The 21,371-nt window shown below is 57.7% G+C and carries 7 protein-coding genes; 3 read left to right on the top strand and 4 right to left on the bottom strand.

Going from position 1 to position 21,371, the window contains the following annotated elements; translation table 11 throughout:
• The first annotated feature begins 681 nt into the window (after window positions 1-681).
• The 3 genes from Pla52nx_RS09005 to Pla52nx_RS08995 are packed head-to-tail and all read left to right on the top strand — an operon-like array spanning window position 682 to window position 6,129.
• Window positions 682-1,467, top strand: coding sequence for a TetR/AcrR family transcriptional regulator (locus Pla52nx_RS09005; RefSeq protein WP_146521220.1), 786 nt, complete (start codon window positions 682-684; stop codon window positions 1,465-1,467).
• Window positions 1,464-2,945: an efflux RND transporter periplasmic adaptor subunit gene (locus Pla52nx_RS09000; RefSeq protein ID WP_146521221.1), complete on the top strand. Its 1,482-nt coding sequence runs from the start codon at window positions 1,464-1,466 to the stop codon at window positions 2,943-2,945. Before Pla52nx_RS09005 ends, Pla52nx_RS09000 begins: the two co-directional genes overlap by 4 nt.
• A complete protein-coding gene (locus Pla52nx_RS08995) occupies window positions 2,938-6,129 on the top strand; it encodes an efflux RND transporter permease subunit (protein WP_146521222.1) in 3,192 nt (1,063 codons plus the stop codon). Before Pla52nx_RS09000 ends, Pla52nx_RS08995 begins: the two co-directional genes overlap by 8 nt.
• Here Pla52nx_RS08995 and Pla52nx_RS08990 read toward each other — a convergent pair.
• The 4 genes from Pla52nx_RS08990 to Pla52nx_RS08975 form a co-directional block, all read right to left on the bottom strand.
• Complete coding sequence (locus Pla52nx_RS08990) at window positions 6,104-10,789, bottom strand: CHAT domain-containing protein (protein ID WP_146521223.1); 4,686 nt, start codon at window positions 10,787-10,789, stop codon at window positions 6,104-6,106. The two genes, Pla52nx_RS08995 and Pla52nx_RS08990, sit on opposite strands and share 26 nt — an antisense overlap.
• Before the next feature lie 167 nt (window positions 10,790-10,956).
• Window positions 10,957-13,392, bottom strand: coding sequence for a hypothetical protein (locus tag Pla52nx_RS08985; protein WP_146521224.1), 2,436 nt, complete (start codon window positions 13,390-13,392; stop codon window positions 10,957-10,959).
• A gap of 22 nt (window positions 13,393-13,414) precedes the next feature.
• A complete protein-coding gene (locus Pla52nx_RS08980) occupies window positions 13,415-14,812 on the bottom strand; it encodes a vWA domain-containing protein (RefSeq protein WP_146521225.1) in 1,398 nt (465 codons plus the stop codon).
• Between the two features lie 269 nt (window positions 14,813-15,081).
• Complete coding sequence (locus Pla52nx_RS08975; protein ID WP_231742122.1) at window positions 15,082-20,892, bottom strand: PVC-type heme-binding CxxCH protein; 5,811 nt, start codon at window positions 20,890-20,892, stop codon at window positions 15,082-15,084.
• Between the last annotated feature and the right edge of the window lie 479 nt (window positions 20,893-21,371).

Genomic DNA, 21,371 nt, shown 5'->3' with positions numbered 1-21,371 from the left:
ACTCAGACCGTGGCAGGTATTCGCACGCAAAACCGCTATACGCGAGTTTGAATCTCAGGACCCAAAAGATCGAGAATCAGACAGATCGAGCGTAAAACGATCAGTCGATCTGGGGCAGCCTATTGCTGGACTGCTCAAAGTTTGGTGTTGTGTCTTTTTGGGTTTGCGCAAGTTTATGTCCCTACTGCCGGCGCAGCTGGTGGCCCCAGTGAGCCTCAGGCGCTAGCCGTGGGCCTGAGGCGGATTGTGGTGCCGGCCCACGGCTAGCGCCTGAGGCTCACTTTGATTGCGATGCATGGAACGAAAACATGGACTGAAAAAACATGGCAACCCCAAACTTTGAACAGTCCAGCGTAGGCCCCCTCCCGGATCTTGCTTCGCTCGATCCGACCTCCCCCTGCTGCGGAGACTGCTGAGGTAATCGAAACCAGGAACCCAAAGGTGAGCCGTGGGCCGTAAGGCACCGGGCAATGCGGTAGGCCCGGCCGCTTACCCGTCACGGCTCACTAAATCAACAGCGCACTAGCCCCCTGCGGCTCACTCAGTCAGCAATCTCCTTCGGCTACGAGGCGTACGAGGTAAGTCCAGGGAATAAGACTTGACGCGGCGTCATAATTGACATAACGTCAATTTTGACGTCATGTCAATTTCTGTTCCTTTTGCCGGCCACTCTCCCGCTTCATGTCGACGCTCACCCCCAAACAAGCCGAGATCCAGTCACGGGAGGCGCGCATTCTGGAGTTGGCTCGCCCGATGGTGGCGCAAGAGGGGCTCGCCGGACTGAGTATGGACGCGATCGCAAAAGAAATGGCTTATGCCAAGGGCACCATCTACAACCACTTTTCCTGCAAAGAAGAAATCCTGTTGGCTTTGGCAATCAAGGCCAACGAGAAGCGATTGCGGCTCTTTGAAGTCGCCATCGAGCGGCAGCCCAATGCTCGACAAAAGATCGCAGCGATCGGCGTGGCCTGTGAAGATTTCCGGGTTCGCTTCGGTGACCTTTTTGACATCGACTGCATGGTCCGTCACGTCGCCGTTTGGGAAAAGGCGTCCGATCAACGCAAGCAGATGATGGCGACTTGCGAACAACGTTGCATGGCAATGGTTTCTCAAGTCGGACGTGAAGCCCTGGAGTCGGGCGATTTGGTGCTGCCGCGAGAACGTGGCATCGAAGATGTCGTGTTCGGCCTCTGGTCGCTCACCTACGGTGGGATGATCATCGACGCCACCAGCCCAGGGTTGGATCAGATCGGCATCCGCGACACGTACGCGGCGATCCGACGCAACTGTCATGCATTGATGGACGGCTACCAATGGCAACCGCTCTACGATGCCCAGGCGGATCGAAAATTGGTGCGTAACGTCCGCGCTAGCCTGAAACGTAATGTAACACTGGCTCTCGATGCTCAGCCAATCGATGAGTCGGTCACTACCCCGTCAAAGCGTCCAGCCGGAGGCTCGCAATGAGTACTGCACATTCGGCGCCTGCCCATCAACGATCACGGACGATCACTTGGCGACGCGGCATGGCCGCTACCGGTTTGCTGACGGTCGGTCTGATGATCGCGGTGGGCTACGCGATTTACCAAGCCGGTTCCGATGACGGAGATGCAATCACCGATTCGAACTCGGCACGTGTCAATGCGCCACCGCTGGCGGTCTCCATCGTGCGGGCAGGCCAACTCGATCCGCCAGTTCTGGGGCAGTCCTACGCTGGGCTGTTGATCGCGCGCCGCGAAAGCGAACTGAGTTTTGAGCGGGGCGGCCGCTTGGTCATGATCGACTGCGATGAAGGCGATGTGGTCAGTGCAGGGCAAGCGTTGGCGGAACTGGATCAGGAGAATTTGAACGCCGCCGAAGCGAGGATCCGGGCGGAGCTCGCTGCCGCAGAGTCCTTGTTGACGGAGTACATCAACGGCCCACGGAAGCAAGATCTCGCTGTGGCACGAGCCAGGGTCGACGAGTTGACTTCGCGGGTCCAATTGTCAAAGGTCGAGGCGGATCGCCAAAAACAATTGGCCGCCCGACAAGCGACCAGTCGCAGCGAACTGGACGCGGCGGTCTTTGGGCTCCAGGCGGATGAGCATGGTTTGATCGCCGCCCAAGCCAACCTGGAACAGCTCGACGAAGGAACTCGGAAAGAACGAATCGATGCCCAGCGTGCCACCGTCGATGCGGTTCGTGCGGGATTGGCTGAGATCTCAGCGCAACGAGGCGATTCACAGATCGTTGCTCCCTACCGAGGCACCATCCAATCACGCAGGGTCGACGAGGGAACCGTTGTCAGTGCGAATACCCCCGTACTGAGCTTGGTCAGTCTTGAGATCGAAGCCCAATTCGGGGTGCCGCCCGAGATCGCCAACAAGCTGCGTCCCGACGATGTTGTGACCGTTCGAGTCGGACAAGTGCAACGGGCCGCCTGGGTGGATCGCATGTCGCCATCGGTCGACCGAGAAACGCGGACACGAACGGTCTTCGTTCGGTTTCGTCAAGCATCCGACGAATGGGCATCCGAGGAATGGGCATCCGATGCTGAGGCATCCGCCGATGATGACGTCTCCCGGGAGGAAAACCAATCGGACCGTGTTTACGAAACACTGACAAGCCAAGGATGGATTGCGGGCACAACAGCACACCTTGAGATTCCCAACATGGTTTTAGCGCAAACCAGTGACGACAAATTTTGGTTGCCGGTGTCGGCCCTCTCTCGTGGCACCCGAGGACTCTGGGCGACGTTGGTCATCCCCGGCGACGATGGTAGCGGTGTCTGCGAGAAACGGGCTGTAGAAGTCCTGAAGACGGACGGCACGTTCGCGCTCGTTCAAGGCATGCTGCGAGCGGATGATCGTGTGATCTCCGATGGACTCCATCGGCTCACTGCCGGAATGTTGGTTCAGCCGGCAGAATCCATTGCCACTTCGCCGGTGAGACTTCGCGATGAGTGAGCAAGCCTCCCACGCCGCAATGGGTGATTGGTCGACGCTGTTCTATCGAAACACGCGCGCCATGTTCTTGGTTTTGGGGATGGTCGCCGTCAGTGGTTTGACGTCGCTCTCCCTGCTGCCACGAATGGAAGACCCGGTGATCGGACAACGTGCCGGGCTGGTTGCCACGCGGATGCCGGGTGCCGATGCACAACGAATCGAGGTGCTGGTCACCGAGCCGCTGGAAGAACGGCTGCAGGAAGTCGAGCAGATCAAAAAGATCACCAGCGACAGCCGGCCAGGAATCAGCACGATCAGCATCGAGCTTCGCGAGGAGGTGATGGAGACGGATGAAGTGTGGAGTGATGTTCGTGCCAAAATCAACGATGCGATCGCCGACCTGCCCCCGGAAGCTGCCCGGCCGGTGTTCGACGAAATCGATGTTCGTGCTTATGCCCTGATCACCGCAATCTGTTGGCAAGATGGGACGCCGCCCAACTGGACGATCCTGAGACGTCTGGCCAAACAACTCGAAGACGACTTGAGAGCGATTCCTGGCACTGAAATCGTCGATCGGTTCGCCGATCCGGGCGAAGAAATCACGGTCGAGCTGGATCCCGATCAAGCCGCCCGCTTGGCACTCTCGGCAGCCGATGTGGCACGAGCGATGAACGCGTCCGACGCAAAGAACTCCGCGGGTCTATTGCATGCGGGTGACAACGACGTCGTGATCGAATTGGCAAACCAATTTTTGATGGCCGATCGGATCGGTGAAACTTTGATTCGATCAGGACGCGATGGCGAGATGGTTCGTCTCAGCGACGTCGCGACCGTTCGCAGGGGGACTCCCGATCCGCTGCCACGCATGGCGATCGTGGACTCAATGCCCGCGGTCAGCCTTGGCGTGTTGGTACGACCGGGCGAACGGATTGATCTTTGGCGACCCAAGGTTCAAGAGACGCTCGACGACTTTGCCGCACAGTTGCCCGCCGGTGTCACGCTCGACATTCCGCTGGACCAAAGTCACTATGTCGAGCAACGTTTGTCCTCGTTGGCCGTGAACTTGGTTCTCGGGGCGACCGCGGTCGTGTTCGTCGTGCTGTTGTTGATGGGCTGGCGAAATGCAATCGTGGTGGCTCTTTCGTTGCCGCTCTCGGCGCTCACCGTGTTGTTCGGTTTGCGTGTTTTGGAGATTCCCATTCATCAGATGTCGGTGACCGGGATGATCATCGCGATGGGGCTATTGATCGACAACGCCATCGTAGCGGTCGACGAAGTCACGGTGGGGATCCGCAAGGGCAAGTCACGGATCGATGCCGTTCGTGACATGGTAAACCACCTCGCACTGCCGCTGGCCGGATCGACCGCGACCACGGCGCTCGCGTTCGCCCCGATCGCGATGATGCCGGGCAACGCAGGCGAGTTTGTCGGTTCGATCAGTGTCAGTGTGATCTTGGCGATCAGTGCATCCCTGTTCTTCGCGCTGACCATCATCCCGGTGGTGGCGGCCAGGTTCACTCCGCTGCCGGACGACGAATTCACGCGACAACGCAAGGGTGCTCTGCAGCGAATTTGGCAATCTGGCGTTTCCAGCCGACGGATGACTCGCGTCTACAAGTCGACTTTGCAGTGGTTGTTGGTCAAACCCTACCGAGCCATCGTGCTGGGTTTGGTCTTGCCCGTGATGGGATTCGCTGTCGCATCTCAGTTGCCTGAGCAGTTCTTTCCGCCGGCGGACCGCAATCAGTTTCACATTCAGTTGGAACTGCCCGTCGATGCATCGATCACAGCCACGGCGGAAACGGCTGAGCGAATTTCTCAAATGGTCTCGGACGCCGGTGCGGTGAAGATCAGTTGGTACTTCGGCGAGAGCGCGCCGATGTTCTATTACAACGTGATCAACAACCGCCGAGGCGTGCCCAGCTTTGCCAACGCAATCGTGCAAATGAAGTCAGCCGAAGGCATCGGTGAAACACTTCGTACTCTGCAGAAACGAGCCGATGAGTTGGTTTCGGATGGGCGAGTGCTGTTTCGGCAACTCGAACAAGGCCCACCGTTCGACGCGCCGATCGAGATCCGTTTGTTCGGTCCTGACTTGGATCGATTGGCCGAGATAGGCGACGAAGTCCGACTGGCGCTCGCATCGGCACCCGATGTCATTCACACCAAATCACCGCTGAATGAGACCCTGCCGACGATCACGTTCGACGTGCGTGAAGCCGATGCGCGGTTGGCGGGATTGCAACCGTCCGATGTGTCGAGCCAGCTATACGATCTGTTGGAAGGCGTTCGCGCGGGCAGCATTTTGGAGGACACGGAGCAGATCCCCGTCGTCGTCCGGGTGGGCAACCAGCGGCGATCCAAAGTCCAGGCGATCCATTCGCTGCAACTCCAGGCCGCTGGTCGGCAACTGCCGATCGAAAGCGTTGCCGATGTGAGTTTGCAAAGCGAGATTGCGGTGATCCCTCGTTTGAATCGTCGACGAATGAATCTGATCTCCGGTTTCATCACCGCGGGCACTTTGCCGTCGGTATCGCTGGCGGAGTTTGAGCGAAGACTGGAGCAGCGTGGATTTGAATTGCCGAACGGTTACACGATGGAGTACGGCGGGGAAGCTTCTCAGCGGAACGACGCGGTTGGCAATTTGATGGCGAACGTCGGCGTGTTGGCCGTGATGATGGTCGCGGTGTTGGTGCTTTCCTTCGGCTCATTTCGCCTGGCCGGAATGATCCTGGTCGTCGCCGCGTGCAGTGGAGGATTGGGGATGTTGGCGTTATGGATCGGCGGATACCCATTCGGCTTCATGGCGATCATCGGCATCATGGGACTGATCGGCGTTGCGATCAACGATTCGATCGTCGTACTGGCGGCATTGCAACAACGTTCCAGCGAACAAGTCATGACGTTGTCAACGGTGATCGACACCATCACCGATTGCACTCGTCACGTGATCGCCACGACGTTGACCACGATCGCCGGATTCACACCACTGATCATCGACGGAGGCCAATTCTGGCCGCCCCTCGCATTCGCCATCGCCGGCGGCGTCAGCGGCGCCACGCTGCTCGCTTTGGCCTTCGTTCCTGCCGTCTACCGGTCTCTGGGTAATGGGATTCGCCAGAATTCCCCCGCCGCACTCGAATCGACGCCCCGTCATCATGACGCTTACGTCATGCAGGTCAAAGCTGTTCCAGCAACAAAATAAGTTCAGCGGCATCGTCGTAGTCCAACGCGGGATCGTCGGCGAGTGTGGGGTCGCGAGAGCCGTCGAGAATGGCCAGCAGGGGCGGGGCGAGTGCGCGTAGGTACGGTTGTGTGTTCTCGTCGCGGATAAAGCCAGTGAGCTGTTCTCGCAGTTGCGTTTCAAACTGCGGAAGATTTTCATGAAGCTCATCGGGGATGGCGCCCGGTGGCGTCGCCGGGTCTTTGGCCGCGAGAATTGTGCGGACGAGGCCACACAGTTGCGCCCCAGCGCCTACGGTTACTTGCCAATCTCTGCGGCGAGCATCCGCGTACGTCGCAATGGCTTTGGCGCGAGCAAGCGCAGCGGCGAGCCGATCTCCGACGGCGATTTCAAGACTGTGGAGAATCATCCAAGTGATCCATGGCTTCGCGTTGGGACCAAAAGATGCCTTGCACTCAAGTGCACGTAGGACCTGCTCACGAGCCTCGTCGTAGCGTCCAAGATCGACAAGTGTGCCCGCTGCGTTGCTCCGAGCTTTACTTTCGTTTAACGGATCCACGGCCTCGGGTTCGGCGAAGATTTCGGCTGCCTGAAGAAAGAAGGTAACCGCATCTTCCTGACGGCCTTGCATCCGATTGTAAAGACTACCGAGTTGACTTCGGCTGGTAGCTTCACCAGGCGTGTTCCCCGCTTGAACCTCCATGGAAAGGGAACGTACGTAAGCGGATTCGGCTTCCTCCAGTTGTCCGACTCCTTGATGAACCCTGCCAATCTGGTGCCATGCGGCGGCGACGGACCTTGGTTCGCCGAGACGCTCGAACGTTTCGCGGGCTTCTCCAAAGGCGGTCAGAGCGTCGGTATAGTTGCCTTGAAGCATTCGTACGGTGCCAAGCTGAAACTTGCCTGCTGCGACGTCACGCACATCACCACGCTCCTCGTCGAGGCTGGTTGCCTCTTCGTATTTTTCTGCAGCAGCATCTAACTGTCCGAGATCGCGTAGGCAGTCCCCTTCCTCAGTCAGGCATCCGGACGCCATTTTCGCAGATGTTCGTCGATGATCAGGATCGTCCATGGAAGTAGCGAGTGCCTCGAAACGACTGCGGGCGTCGGTGAGTGCGTCTAACGCAGCGACGGCGTCTCCCGACATCCGCAACGCTCGACCGAGCGTCACGAGCGTCACCGCGTGATCACCGGCGAGTAGGGGAAAGGCGTCTTGGGGGGTGACCTCGAATAACTCAACAAGCTCGCGCGCTGCGTTGACCGCCTCGGTGAAACGACCGCTTTCCAGCCATCGTTCGATGCTTGCTTGTGCTGCAAGGCAGGCTTCGTGGGTAAGGCCTCGATCGGGCTGGGCAGCGAGTGCATCGGCAGCGCGAGTTCGGATCGCTGCAGCATCGACGAGTGCCTCGCGACGTCCGAGGTTGGCCAGCAGGCTTTCGAGATCCGTCGTGAATTCAATGACCGACTCAGGGGTAGCGTCAGGCAAATTGATGGATGACAGGGTACCGCAAGCAGTCGCTTCCATCACTGCGAACCACGCGTGCAGGGCCGCGAGCAAATTGGGTAGTTCTAGCAACGTGAGCTGGGCAGCAAGATGGGCGTCCTTGAATTGTTGCTTGTAAAGAAACCGAGCCAGTGAGCGATAGGCAATCGCCCATCGTGTGCGAGCAGCGGCCTCGGCGCCGGTTCCCTGATCTCGCAATTCACGCAGCAACGCCGGCGCGAGAGCGGGTTCGAACCGAAGATACGCAACGGACAACGGGACGAATTCCACAAGACCGACAGATTGAAGGGATCGTCCGATCAACAACTCCTCGTCGTTATCAATGTCCCACTCAGCCACGATACCACAGCCCTGAGCGAAGCCGCCGCCATGAAACACTCCCAGCGGTGCCAGTTTTCCCCTCAATTCCGCCGGCAAACGGCGGAGTGAAAGTTCCAAACTGGCGAAGAGCGAGCGTTCTCTTTCGCCCGGGTAACGGGCTTCGAGATCCGACATGATTTCGGAAATCTTTTCCGTGGTGGCTCGAAGACCACGCCTGGCCAGTTCCGGTGCCAACAGCACAAGACTGCGCGCGTGAGCGTTTACTGTCGTGACTAACGCTTTGATGTCATCCTCTTTCTCCGCACGAAGCGCTTCCGCATTGATCGTGGCATCGCCTGCATTGGACTCACTGCCCGCCAACACACGGGCCACCAACTCCATGCCTTCATCCGACGTGAGTCGCCCAACGTCGATCAAATGAGCTGAATCACCAAAGGGCGAATCCGCCGGCAGTGCTTCGCGGGAAGTAAAGATGATGCGAGTTTGTGGAGCACGCTCGAGGAGTCGGGCACAGATATCAAAGATGGACTGAAGCACATCGGCGTCCGCCGCGCGAGCACCGGCGGCTGCGGAATCCTCAGGCGGTGGCAGGATCGATTCCATGTTGTCCAACATCAACACCACCGAGCGAGTGCTGAGTGCTGCAGCGAGAACGTTGAGCCCGGCTTCAACCGAGTCTGCTTTGGCGGAGAAATCCGCGACGAGCTGTGTTCCCCACTGGACCAACACCGCTCGAGCCGCGTCGCGTGGTAGATTCTCCACCGACGCAAACGCGCCGCGATCCGCTCGCCGCGTGGACACAAGCCATCGACTTAACTCGGCGGCCAGCGTCGTTTTACCCTCACCACCTTCGCCTCGCAGGACAACGTATGATTTTCCCGCCTCCAGCATCAACCGTTCCGCCGCCAGCAGCAGCCGACTCCGTCCGACGAAACTATGCGGAGGTGCGAGGGGAACATTGCCCGTCGCCAACGCACGATCTTTCTCCAGCTCCTGTCGGACTCGCTCCACCGGTGGCGGAACAGGCAACAGCACCGGATCGTCGCCGTCCTGATACAGCACCGGCACAAACCAGTCCTGCAACTCCAATGGACGACGTTGCATTTTGCCCGGTTCGTCCCCGCGGGGTTCCCAACCCCAGCCGCGGCGACGATGACGTTCCAGATGACGCTGCCCTCGCAACATCGCTGCGCCAACACGAGCGCCCTCGGCTAACGCCGGATAAAACTCCGCTGTGAAACGTCGTGCCGTTTCCACGAGCACGCTGTGACTCATCGCGACGACTGACGCCACACCACTCTGCAGCAGCCGACCGGCCACAGATGCCTCCGGGTTGTCCTCCGCCTGTGCCGACTGACATGCTTCCAAGAAGAACAAGCCGACACCGGCGTGCCGTAGCTCCTTGCCCAACCGATCAGCGTCGATGATTTCGGCCCTTCGGTGGTGTAGCTTTCCCGAATCGTCCGGGTGTTCGAAAACCAACGCCCCCAGTCCGTTGACTTTGTCGAACACGCCGTGGCCGTCGAAGTGAACGATGTGGAAAGGTCGGCCTGCTTGCAGGGCCGCGCGCAGTCGGTCGCACAACTCGGGGAACGTGGGCGGCGTCAGGATTTCGTATTCCGCGAGTTCGCCAAGTGCATTGAGTGCTTCTGTTAGTGGCTGTATCGAAACACGGTGGTCGATGAAGCTGGTGTGCTTGTCCTCGGGCCGAGCACAGACAGCCAGCACTCGTAGTGGAGGCTGATGCGCGGCCTCCGGCAGCTCGGCTGGCTCCTCACCTCCCGGCAGCGAACGGCGAACACGGACGCCGATACCATCGTGGAACAGATAGCTGTGGTCGTCGTGCAGCAGTTCCCACGGTAAGGCCAGTAGTTCCGTGGTGGCTTCCAGCTCTGTGCGATGTTCGGCCCTTTCCGCGTCCGTGGCTCGGTGACTCAGCGTGCGCGCGGGCGGAGCTTGTATGGTGAAACGACGGTCACTGATTGCGGCCTGTTTCTTCCATGCTTTGACCGGCGCGGCGTGTGCATCTGAGTCGATACCTGCTTCGTCCCAACCGAGTGCTGCCCACAAGTCCTGGCCCCATAATGGCAACCGTTGTTCGATACCGCGAGCACGCTCGGCGAAGTTGCCGTAGGGCAAAATGAAATAGCGTTCGAGGTAGAAACGCATCTCGTCGGCTTCGATTTTCCCCAGCGGGGCCACCAGCGTGAACTCGGGCGACACGACTTCGGGATCGGTAGCGTCCGGAGGAAAATACGCAAGACTAGCCGTCGCTACGGGACGCCGGACCTCTTTGCCTTGCGGATTCTTTACCAGTTCAAACCGTGTGGCCCGCAGTCTCAGCACCAAGTCGGCCAACGGCACCGCCGCTCGGCGCTGTCCGAGATCGATCTGACCACCGCCGCCACGGCCTTCCAATGCATCCAGCAGAGCGGGCATCAGAGAATCCAACGCGCCTGCTCCGTCTGCAACAAGGATGCCGATCAGCTCAGGCGGCCAGTCTTCGAGATCGTCGTCGGAAGTGGGTTGCGGCAGTTCGAAAATTTCACGTAATTCGGTCGCTGATGACCCCGGCAGCATGAGCGGGACGATACGCTTGCCCTGCTTGCTGGCGTAGCGAAGTTCCCGTTTGACCCAGTGGGATCCGGTCGCCTCGGCGCTACCGACGGCGATCACGGTCGCGGAGCGATCAATGAAATCACGAACGCTGTCTGGCAAATTCTCACCGGCACCAAACTGAGAATCTTCCAACACCGTGAACTCGCGGCTCTCCAGCCTATGCCGGAGTGAGTCAACGAAAGAATTATTCTTCGATGTGTGGGAAACAAAAACGGTTTTGTCGGGGGGACTGTGCATGCTCCGAGTGTACAGGAACCAGTCCGCAGGTGCAGCAAGCTGCTGGCGAGGACATGTCCATTAAAATGACAAGGAATCGGATGGACTTGTGCGGTGCTGCTCAGGTATCGGGGAATTCTGGCGAATCCCATTACGAGGGGAATCTGAAAAACGTGGGGAGTTGGGTTTTAGCGCAACGACGCTTCGAGTGCTTTTAGTTTTTTTGTCCATGATGGAGACGACGTGGCGAGCGTTGTGATCATGCGTCGAAGATGAGATCTTGTGGTGTCGAGCAGGCGTTGACGATCTTCCTCCGAGGACGTTGCCCGGGCTTGGTCGATCCTGGCTTGATTCAACTCAAAACCGGACTCCATCAGGCGTTCAAAGTAGCGTGTGCCGTCATCGCTTTCGAGATGCATTCGGTTGATCGTGCCATTGAGCTTGGCCCAACCCCACACGGCATCCTCGGGGAGTCCTTCGACCGCGATGTGAAAGTCGTTGACGTCGCCGGATGACTTGGCCATCTCGCTCAACAACTGCGCGGATTTGATCTGCAAGTCGATTGCGTTGGGGGTTTGTTGCAGGATCTTCGTCACCAAATCCAATGCCTGCGACAGATCACCCGCACGCTGTGACAGATCGATGCGCTGAAGCGTCAATCCCATCTTTTCTGCCGGCTTTAGTTCTGGCGACGCGGCCGCTTTGGACAAGAGCGTGTCGGCTCGATCAACACATTGCGATCGAACGGAGGAGTCGGTGGCGCGAGTGGCGAGATCGGACCAGATGCCCGCTGCCCAAAGCATGATGTCCAACGTCGGATTCAGTTTTTCGTCCAGAATCGGCTTCATCATCGAATCCAGTTGAGCAACCTGCTCGGACGAGATCTCTTCTGAATCACTTAGCCGACTCAAGAAATCCTTTGCGAGATTCTTGTACAGTTTCGCAATGCGTGCTTTCCCGTCTGGGCCATAACGCTTAGCCAGCTCACTGAGGGTCCGTTGAACGCCAGCCAGATCACCGGCTTGCGAATAGCCCTCGAAGACCAGTTCGTGTGCTGCAGTGACGAACTCGCTCGACACACTGGCTTCGCCACCCGTCTGGCTCAAGACGCCCGATGGTCCGTTGATCAATTCGATCGCGAGTTGAGGCCGACCGCGACGCAGGTGAATTTGTGCGAGAGCGACTTTGCCGGCCAACAACGTAGGCGAGGCGCGGCTTTCACCATCAAGCGTCTCAATGGCGTTCTTAAGAAACTTTGCAGCGCAACTCACAATCCATTCGACTTGGTCATCGATGGAATCGTTCTCTCGCTGCAACGCTTCCGCCCAGAACTCTCGCCCCGCCGCCAATTGGGCTTTCCCATGCAGTTCAGACTTCTCATCGACACGGGTGTAGGCTTGTGCGGCCAGCAGATGAAATCCGTCTCGCTCGAATTGCTGGGCGATCGCGAATCGCATCGAGTCCAATTGCGGATGTTCAATGTCACGCTGCTGCATCAAATCGCACAGAATGGACATCTGGTTCAATTCGGTTGGCTGCGTCGGGTCGCCGTAATGCGCTTGATGGGATTCCTGCAGCGCCGCGAACGCGAGCGTGCCAGCGGCCTTGGTGAGCGGTTGGCCAGGCTCCGCAAAACGAACAACGTGTGACGCATAGACAAAGGCATCGAACAGATGCCCGGCATCGAGATACAGACTTGCCAGCGTGTACTCGATTTGAAGTCGTTGATCTGTGGGCACTTCTTCACTGGGGCGATCCAAGCATTGTTCGAACAATCCGATGGATTCAATCAGCAGCGTTTCAGACTCATCGGACGTTGGATCTGATTTCTTGGCTGTGAGATATTTGCTATGGGTTTCGAAGGCGATCGGATAGAGTCGCTTGAACAGCATGAACGAGTGGGTCCGCTCGTCCAGTTCTACTTGCCGCCTCAATGGCATGTCCGCTTCACGCTCGATCACTTTGCGAGAAACTGGCCGGATCCTCATGGGGTCGGGCGCGGTCGGAAACCGACGAGCCGGTTTCTCGACCTGCGGTGATTTCGCCGGTGGCGTCATTTCCGGTTGGGCGACTTCAGTAGTGTCGTTGATCGGATCCCCCAATGCAAAGGAACCGTCTCCGGCATCGCTCAAGACATTGTCAACAATCTCACGCTGTTCTGTTGAGCGAGCAGGAACTGTCTCTTGAGGCTGGGGTTCGCTTTCGAGAGTACCAGGATCACTGATGGGCGATTTGATGGGTTGATCAGGCGTTCCGACTGCCGCCGTACGTTGCACTTGAGCGGCATCTGGCGGACTTGAGTTTCTGACGGTCCGCAGCGTGATCGCGACAACGATCAACAGCAGTACCGTCGCACCCGCGATCCATTCAAACCAGCTCGCCTTTTTTCTTCGCAGGGGGTGAGAGTTCGATTCGGTTTCCTCATCCGTTCCAACGACTTCAAATGCGGTCGCGGGGTCAAGAGGTTGCCACCGCGATGGTAGGCTTGTTCCGGCGTCGGGCTGGCGTGGCGACGCGGGTTCAGTGTTGTTCGGCAATGTCGGCGTTGGTTGTGGCGGCGAAGCCCCGCCTGCTGACAGCGTTTTTGCACGCGAACGCCAATCGTCTTTCCCAGCACTGGACATTCAAATCTTTTAAAAAGCCGGGTTACTTCTTCTTTTTGGCGACGGCGGGCAGCTTCAAGCCCCAGTAGCCGTTTCGTTTGTTATTTCGCTGCCGCGGAAACTGTTTTGCAAACATCGCGGCTTCGGGATGCACGCCGACGTCTTGATAGGTGCCGCGGTGAGAAGTGGCCAACGTCTTAAAGCTCACGGCGTCTTGTGCGTTGACCTCCATACCCAGTGTGTGAACGACGACCTTTTTGTTTGGGTTGTCGCTAAAGTAGCGAGAGGCACCGTCGGTGAACGCGCCATCGCCGAGCACGAACATGACATCGGGATCAAGGTCAAACGCCAGTTGCAATGCTTCCTTGCCATCGGTCCGCAGGCACAGTGGAACCGTTTGCAGCCAACGCACCAACAGTTTCTTGTTCTGGTCGGTCGCGGGAACCAGCGTTTTGGGCGAGTAGGGGTGGAAAAGCGGGTAGGCCGTGTCACTGTAGAAGATCACGTAGAATCTTTGTCGACGGTTGAGTTTGCTGACGGCTTTGACCAGTTCATTGAGCGCCGTTTCAAACCGTCCCCTCGTCATGCTATTGGAGTTGTCGATGACGAACACAAAATCGATCGCTTCTGTTTTCGCGCCAAAGAATTGCACCTTGTTCTTGGTCGGCTTTTCCATCGCCTCTCCGTCGCCTTCGGAACCCGATGCGGACGGCGCGGTCAGCATGCTGCCGTCAAAGGACTCCGCAACGTCGATGGAGACAAGCTGCTCGGTGATTTCGTTGATCACCTCCATCGATTCGCTTTCCGGCTCGACGACTTCCTCGACCGGTTCCGTGAATTCGATCTCCACCGTCTCAATGATGACTTCTTCGATCGCCGGTTCGTCCGTTTGCGATACCGTGATAATGTTGGGATTGTCAATCGTTTTGTCTGTCAGGAAAACGGCGGACAGCAGCAACAGCAGAGCGACGTGAATCGCGATGCTCAGCCCGTTTGTGCGACACTGCTTCAGCAGGTTGTCGCGGTATCGGAACCACCACAGACGGGCCGCCGCAAACGGCTTTGCATACCAAGAGGCTTCGGCAAGGCTGGACTGCAATTGTTCGTGCAGGGCTTCGCGTTCCAACTCGGCCTGCCGATACGGCGAAACCTCGGCTTGAGTGGCCGTGGTTTCTTCGGTTCTGGGGCTGGTTTGGCTGGGAATCGCTGCGGCCGGCATCTCTGCGGCCGGCATCTCTGCGGACAACGCGTTTCGATACCCCTCGGCAATCGCGGATTCGAGATCCGTCAGTGGGATTTCCAGGATCTGACGACCATCGGAAATGATCGTGCGCCCGATCTCTAGCGGTCGGTAGAAACCGCTCCGTTTCGCTTGGGCCAGGTCGCTCTCTGGAATGCGATAGAACTGAGTTCCATTGGATACGGTGATCAGATCGGACATGGAACGCGACACCCGTATCGAAAAGAGAGGCGTGGACCTCTTGGCATATCATTTTCGGCATGGAACCGTTCACCTGCGTGGGGTTCCTAGCGTTTGAAGATAAGTCAATCGATGCGGGAAGTCCAGTTGATTCGGGTTTCGTGCGATTTGGGCCGCGTGATCTGGAGCAGGAGAAACGGCACTCCGTGAAATCGTGTGGAGATCCATCTGGCCACGAAAGGCAGGGGAGCGTGATAACGACACGGCCCTGCCGGCCGTGAAACTCGCTGCTATTTGACTCGCTTCACCGTGAATTCTTCCGTCGCAAAATCGCCCACCTTGCGTGTCAGCTTCATTTCATCGACGTCGAGACTGCCTGAATACCGGATCGTCAGATCGTTGCCCCGGAAACTCAGCGTCTCGTCAAATGAAACCTTCCCCGCGTCGAGCTTGATGTTCGAAAGCTTGCTGTTGTACGACTCTCCGTCGAGTGTCATCACAGCCGTTCCGGTGTTGCCATCGTCCTGACTTTCAATCGTGATCTCATAATGTTGATCACCGATTTGGGTTTGAACCGTGCCTGTCCATTTACCCACAAGGGAAGGCTCGACTTTAGCGGCTTGCGCAGGGTCCTGGAACACCTCTTGAGCGAACCAGTACAGGCTACTGCTCCAGTGCTGAGGGTCATGACCGTGCCCGTCGACGTGCCAGACATGCTCGATTTCGTTGGACTTGAGGAACTGGTGCACGTTCTGGCTGATTCGGATCAAGCCGTCTTTGTTTCCGCAAGAAATCCAGAGCAGTTTCAGCTTGGCTTTTGCATCAGCCACGTCCGGGACCAACTCTTCGGGACGCTTGGTGTTGGGAGCCGCTGAGAAGGGACCAACCCAAGCGAACGTATCGAGATTGCCGAGTCCGAAGTTAAACGATTGTCCGCCTCCCATCGAAAGGCCGGCGATCGCGCGATGTTCGCGGTTGGCAGCCACTGAGTACTTTGACTCAATCGCCGGAATGACGTCGTCGAGCAGGTCACGCTCGAATACGGCAAAGGCTGGTGCACTCGCCATGACGTTGCCTTCCGCTCTGTCGTTTTTCTGTGCTCGACCGTTGGGCATCACCACGATCATTGGGACCGCTTTTCCATCAGCGATCAGATTATCCAGCAACAGATTGGGAGTCGCAAACCGCTGCCACTCCGTTTCATCTCCACCGATGCCGTGCAGCAGGTACAGCACGGGATACTTTTTATCGGCGGTGTAGCCCGGCGGTGTATAGACCTGCATCTTGCGAGTTGTTCCGACGGTCTTGGATTCATACTCGACCATCTCCAGCTTGCCGTGAGGCACATCACGTTCGGATTTGAAATCGGCCGGTGGCGCTTCGTAGACGGCAACGTCATCCGGTCCGAGTTCGATCGGACCACCGAATCCACCTCGACGACGACGTGGCGGCTGTGGCGTATCTTGCGGGGGATCTTGTCGCGTGTCGTTTGCGCCGACGGCATGATCGGCTTCCCCGCTCGATGCGGACTCAACCGTGACGGCAAAGACGACGGGGATGGATCGGTTCTCTCCTTTGACGAGCTCGATTTCCTTGAGCGGCTTGCTCGCATCCACGGGGATCTTCAAGTACCGAACTTGTTTGCCACCGGCGTCGATGGCGAACTTGGAATCCGGAACGTCAACGCGTTCTTGGTAGTTGGCAATGTGTTTGCCGTTGATCAACGCGTGATCCACCGAACTGCCGTCTGCGTAGTGACATCGCACGATCAAGCTGGACGATTCGTCACGATTGATCGGGAATCCGAAGGAGGCAACGCCGCCCAGCATGTGGATTGCCGACACGTTGCCCGAACAAGGCACCGTTACCGCACTGGGTAGTGTGCTTCGAAAGCGACCGCCGCTGCTCTGCAACGCGACGACATTGGCAACGCGTCCGCCTTGGGGATCTTGCAAGTCGAACGGAATGCCTTCGACCTCAATGGTCCCGTAGGTCTTGAATTCGAACGTGTCACCCGCGTTGCCACGGAATCCAGGTAAGCCTTTCGGACCGCTGATCGTTGCCGCGGTGGACAGTGAGAGCGGCGTGTAGCGTCCGCGATTGGCCAAGAAAGCCAACAGGTCGGCCATCTCTTGCTTGGAAATCTGACTTTCAAAGCCCTCTGGCATCAACGACTTGGTCGATGCGTTCATCTGCTCGATGTCTTCACGCAGAACTTGTTTCTCCTTGCCTTGCGTGTCGATCAGCCTCAGTGAATTGGCTGACTCGCCGGCCAGCATTCCTGTCAGCACCGCACCGTCGACGGTCAGGATTTGGTAGGTGCGGAAGTTATTTTCAACGCTGCGATTGGGGTCGAGCACGTTCACCAAGATTTCTTCTTTGGGATGTACCGCCATTCCCGTCAGATTGGGACCGATCGAAACACCCATTTCTCCGTGCTTGTGGCACAGAGCACAGTGTTTTTTGTACATCGCGATCCCATTGGTCAGATCGCCTTTCATCTCCGTGACAGGCATCCACTCGTTGACGAGGCTTTGGCGATTCGACGAAACGGAAGCACCCTTCATCTCCATCAATTCTTTCGCACGAGCCGCGATTTCGCGTGTCGGATGATTCAATAAAGCCTGTCGTTGATCGAGTTGCAGCTCGGTCAATTGCGCCTTGCCATCGGCGATCGCATCCAACAACTCGGTGGTCGTGTCGGTGCGAGCTAGCAACAGCGTCAGGATATTGCCCGACATCTGAGGCCCAAGTTGGCTGCGAATCGAGATCAGCTGTTCGGTCAATCCTGGGACACGTGCCGATCCAAGGGCAGCGATTGCTCGGCTGCCAGTTTCGGGAGCCAACTGCGGAGTCAGCATGGCTTGGACGGCATCCAGTAGGCCTTCGCTCGTCGGAGCAAGCTTGATCGCCTGATCCCACGCGGTTAGTCGTGTTTCCGCATCGGCATCGATGTCCAATGCAGTGTCAAGCAGTTGACCTTGAATAGACGAAACGGCTTCGTCCAGTCCCTTGATCGACCACTTGTCGGCAACCGCCAAGATCGCCGCTTTGTTTTCAACCGAAGTGTTGCCGGCGAGGAATCGGTCGCGGAACTGCGACTGAGCAGCCTCCGACAACGTGATGCTCAAGTCTCTCGGCCAGCCTTTGGCGAGTCCTTCCCACAGCGGGATCGTGAGCGGAGAAGCCGGATCGACTTTCAGCAGTGCTTCGATCTTTTCGCCGGTCGGATTGGATCGCGCGATGTGCTCGGCAAGGATGGCGACTCGCGATCCCAGTTCACGATCGCTCGACCGATCGTTTGCGTTGATCAAAGCTACCAATGTTTCCACCGGAGCTGTCGCAGCGGCGGAGGTCCATGCATCCAACAAGACATCGTCGTTGGCGATGGTTTTTGTGCCTGCTACGAGCGACGCCAAAGTTTCTCCTGACGCAGAACCGGCTCCGTCCGCGATCCGCAGCAGTGTGGAAAGTTGGACACGTGGGTCCGCATCTTTCAGCAATCCAGCTTCGATGGCACCGGCGACTTGATCGGCCGGGCAACTGGCCACGGCCGCATTGCGTACCGGACTGGATTTGTGTTGGAAGCCCTTTTGGCAGGCCGCCGTGAGGGCCGCTTTGGCATCTTCGATTTGGCCGTCGGCCAATCCGGCCAAGGTCCAAATGGCGTGCATCGCGGCGGTGTTGAGGCCGATGTCGTCTGTTTGCTGATCGTCGACCAACGCGACCAGCGCGTTGAGCGTTGCCGCGTCTGACGAGCTGCGTTGGACGAGCAGTCGCTGTGCGGTTCGACGCCAAAAGAAGTTGTTGCTCTTCAGTGCTTCCACGAGCTCGGCATCTGAAGCCGAAGCGAGTTGCATCGCATGCGTCGGGGCCGAGGACTGCTCGTAGAGCATTCGATAGATTCGCCCAAAACGTTTGTCGCGAAGGTCGCTTTCGTAGGCGGCACCCTTGCCGGTTTGAAATCCGTTGGGTGTGGGGTTGTGTTGGATGATGTAGTTGTACCAATCCAGTACCCAAACATTGCCGTCCGGACCGACTTCGGACATGATCGGTGATGCCCAGTCGTCGATGCTGGCGACGACATTGAAAATGTTGTTGCTCTGGTATCCGGCGCCGTCTTTCTCCAAGACAAAGCCGCCGACGATGTGGCCCGTCGGTTCACACACCATCTGGATCTTGTTCCACCACGGTGCCGGGTAATTTCGTGCGGTATAAATCCCACTGCCCGCCGCCGCCGTGTAGCCACCGTGATAGTCGACTTGGCGGATCTTATCGTCCAGTGCGTTGAATCGGTCGTTCGGCGAAATCCTTTGCAACGTGCTCGGTGACCAGCCGGCGACTTGATCGAAATAGCGATTGGGAATTGGCATGTGGACGCTCGGGCAACCGTTGGCGGTTGATCCGAACACGTAGCCTTCTTCGCTGAACCCAAGTCCCCATGTGTTGTTGTTCGTCGCTCGCATGAATTCCAACGCATCAACGCGAACGGTGTGTTCGTTGAACTGATCGGACGCTTTTTCGGCTGGCAATCCTGATTGCTTGTCGATCGCGAACGCAGGTGCAGTGTCATCGGCCGCACCGGCGCGGACTTTGAATCGCCAGAAACCTTGGCGGAACCGCATCTGAGGTTCGCCGTTGATGACCGGCTCGGAGTTGTTGTACCCCTGCATGCCCCAGATCCAGTTGTCCGGCCCGTATTGGAAATTACTGACGCCGCCGTGTGTGTCGCCCATCGCCCAACCGGTGATCAGTTCCTGGCGAAAATCGGCAACGTCATCGCCGTCGATGTCTTTCAGGTAGATCGTCTTGGCACCATTCTGAACGATCACGCCACCGCGGTAGCAGACCAGCGTCGACGGGATGCTCAGGTGCTCGGCAAAGATCGTGAACTTGTCAGCTTGGCCATCGTTATCTGTGTCTTCGCAGATTTTGATACGGTCGCGACCTTCACCCGGAGCCGATTGCAACTCGTTGGGGTAGTCGACCGTCTCGCAAACCCACAGGCGACCTTGTTCGTCCCAGTTCATCGCGATCGGCTTGCCCGTCAATCCGGCAAACTCGGCTGTGTCCTGAGCGTTCTCCGGCCAGTTCTTATCCGACTCCCGAGCCCACACGGAGAGCTGGAAACCTTTGGGAGTTGAGTACGCTTTGATGGACTCGTCAGCGGGCAGCGGATTTTGCATCAACGTCAACGGAGCTTCCTGCGTCCCCCAGCGGGCGCCCGGCGTGTAATTGGGGATCTTTGCGCCCACATCGGTGAACTGAAATTTCTTTTCGTCGATCGACGGCACAGTCATCTCAGGTTTGGCGAATGTTCGATTGGCTGCAGCTACGGCCTGTGACTGTGTGGCGTCATCACTATCCGTGACTGCAGCCGTCAGTGTCTGGCCACAAGCCCATAGGACACCACGCGCCAACAGGTTTTGGAAATCGACGTTGGACCAAGTGCGGTGATCATGTCCCCAAGCTGTGTAGAAAACGCGTCCCTTACCGCTGTTTCGAACCCACGTGTACGGCTCACCGTCTGGATCACTCACCGGCCCTGAATCACTGCTTCGTCGTTCCAGCACGGTCTTGTCCGGATTCAGACGGCCGTGCCGGTAGCTTTCGTCCATCGACTGAACAGGTTTCAGGCCCGCCATGATTTCATGATCAGGAGCGACGATGGTCGTTTGGAATCGGGTGAAGCCGTGACTCTTGAACTGTCCACCGACCAAGTCGATGTACTTGTCAGAGTTCAAAAAACAGAACGAAGCGCAGTGAACCGGTATCAGTCCGCCGCCTTGCTGGACAAAGTTCAGCAGTGCCGACTCGGCCTCCGGAGTGATTCGCTCTACGTTTGCAAAGATCATCAGCCCGTCGTACTTGGCGAGGTTCTCTGAGTTGAGATCGCTCAACTTTTCTGTGTACTGCAGCTCCACAGACTGCTCGGCCAGTGGTTCGACCAAGTGGCGATAGAACTCAGAGGGTTTGTGGAATCCAGAATCACCAAGCATCAGGACGGACACGCGAGGTTCCACTGCCGATGCAACGTGGTGCAGGCCGGTGCCGGCAAGCAGGAAAACCGCGATAGCCAAGCGTAAGAAGAGAGACGTCATTTGATGGGTCCATGGGGAACGAGCGTCTTGAGGTCCAACTCACGCGGCACAGATGGCCCCGGTGGTGAGCATGGCTTAGGACGCTGATAGGGCGATGTTCAGCCGAAACGGCCGATTCACACAAAAGCGATGGGATTGCAATGATAAGAGTCTAATGCGGGTTCATTCGCGTTTTCCATGAGGAATTGCGCAAACTGTCGGAGCTATTTCACCCTCGTGGCCGGCGCACGCTCCGGTCGCTTCCTGTGTCAACTGGCTAACACCGGCCGCGGCTCAAGGTATCGTTTTTTTCGACTCGACGATGTGGCAAACGACGAAACCCGGTTCGAGTACACTGCATGACCACAGAGGAATTTTACGCATCGGCCCCCAATGGCAACGCTGTGAAGCATTCAGACTGACAAGGATGCGAGCACGAAGCGTAAACGAGTGAGTCTAGGAACGCATCATCAATAGATGGCGTAGTGGATTTCGCCAGG

Origin of the sequence: Stieleria varia (assembly GCF_038443385.1) — a bacterium.
GTDB lineage: Bacteria > Planctomycetota > Planctomycetia > Pirellulales > Pirellulaceae > Stieleria > Stieleria varia.
This window is presented reverse-complemented; position numbering and strand designations above follow the sequence as displayed.

Bases quoted from the DNA above. Each gene is read 5' to 3' on its own strand.
- Pla52nx_RS09005 (WP_146521220.1), top strand. From the start codon at position 682: ATGTCGACGCTCACCCCCAAACAAGCCGAGATCCAGTCACGGGAGGCG.
- Pla52nx_RS09000 (WP_146521221.1), top strand. From the start codon at position 1,464: ATGAGTACTGCACATTCGGCGCCTGCCCATCAACGATCACGGACGATC.
- Pla52nx_RS08995 (WP_146521222.1), top strand. From the start codon at position 2,938: ATGAGTGAGCAAGCCTCCCACGCCGCAATGGGTGATTGGTCGACGCTG.
- Pla52nx_RS08990 (WP_146521223.1), bottom strand. From the start codon at position 10,789: ATGCACAGTCCCCCCGACAAAACCGTTTTTGTTTCCCACACATCGAAG.
- Pla52nx_RS08985 (WP_146521224.1), bottom strand. From the start codon at position 13,392: ATGTCCAGTGCTGGGAAAGACGATTGGCGTTCGCGTGCAAAAACGCTG.
- Pla52nx_RS08980 (WP_146521225.1), bottom strand. From the start codon at position 14,812: ATGTCCGATCTGATCACCGTATCCAATGGAACTCAGTTCTATCGCATT.
- Pla52nx_RS08975 (WP_231742122.1), bottom strand. From the start codon at position 20,892: ATGACGTCTCTCTTCTTACGCTTGGCTATCGCGGTTTTCCTGCTTGCC.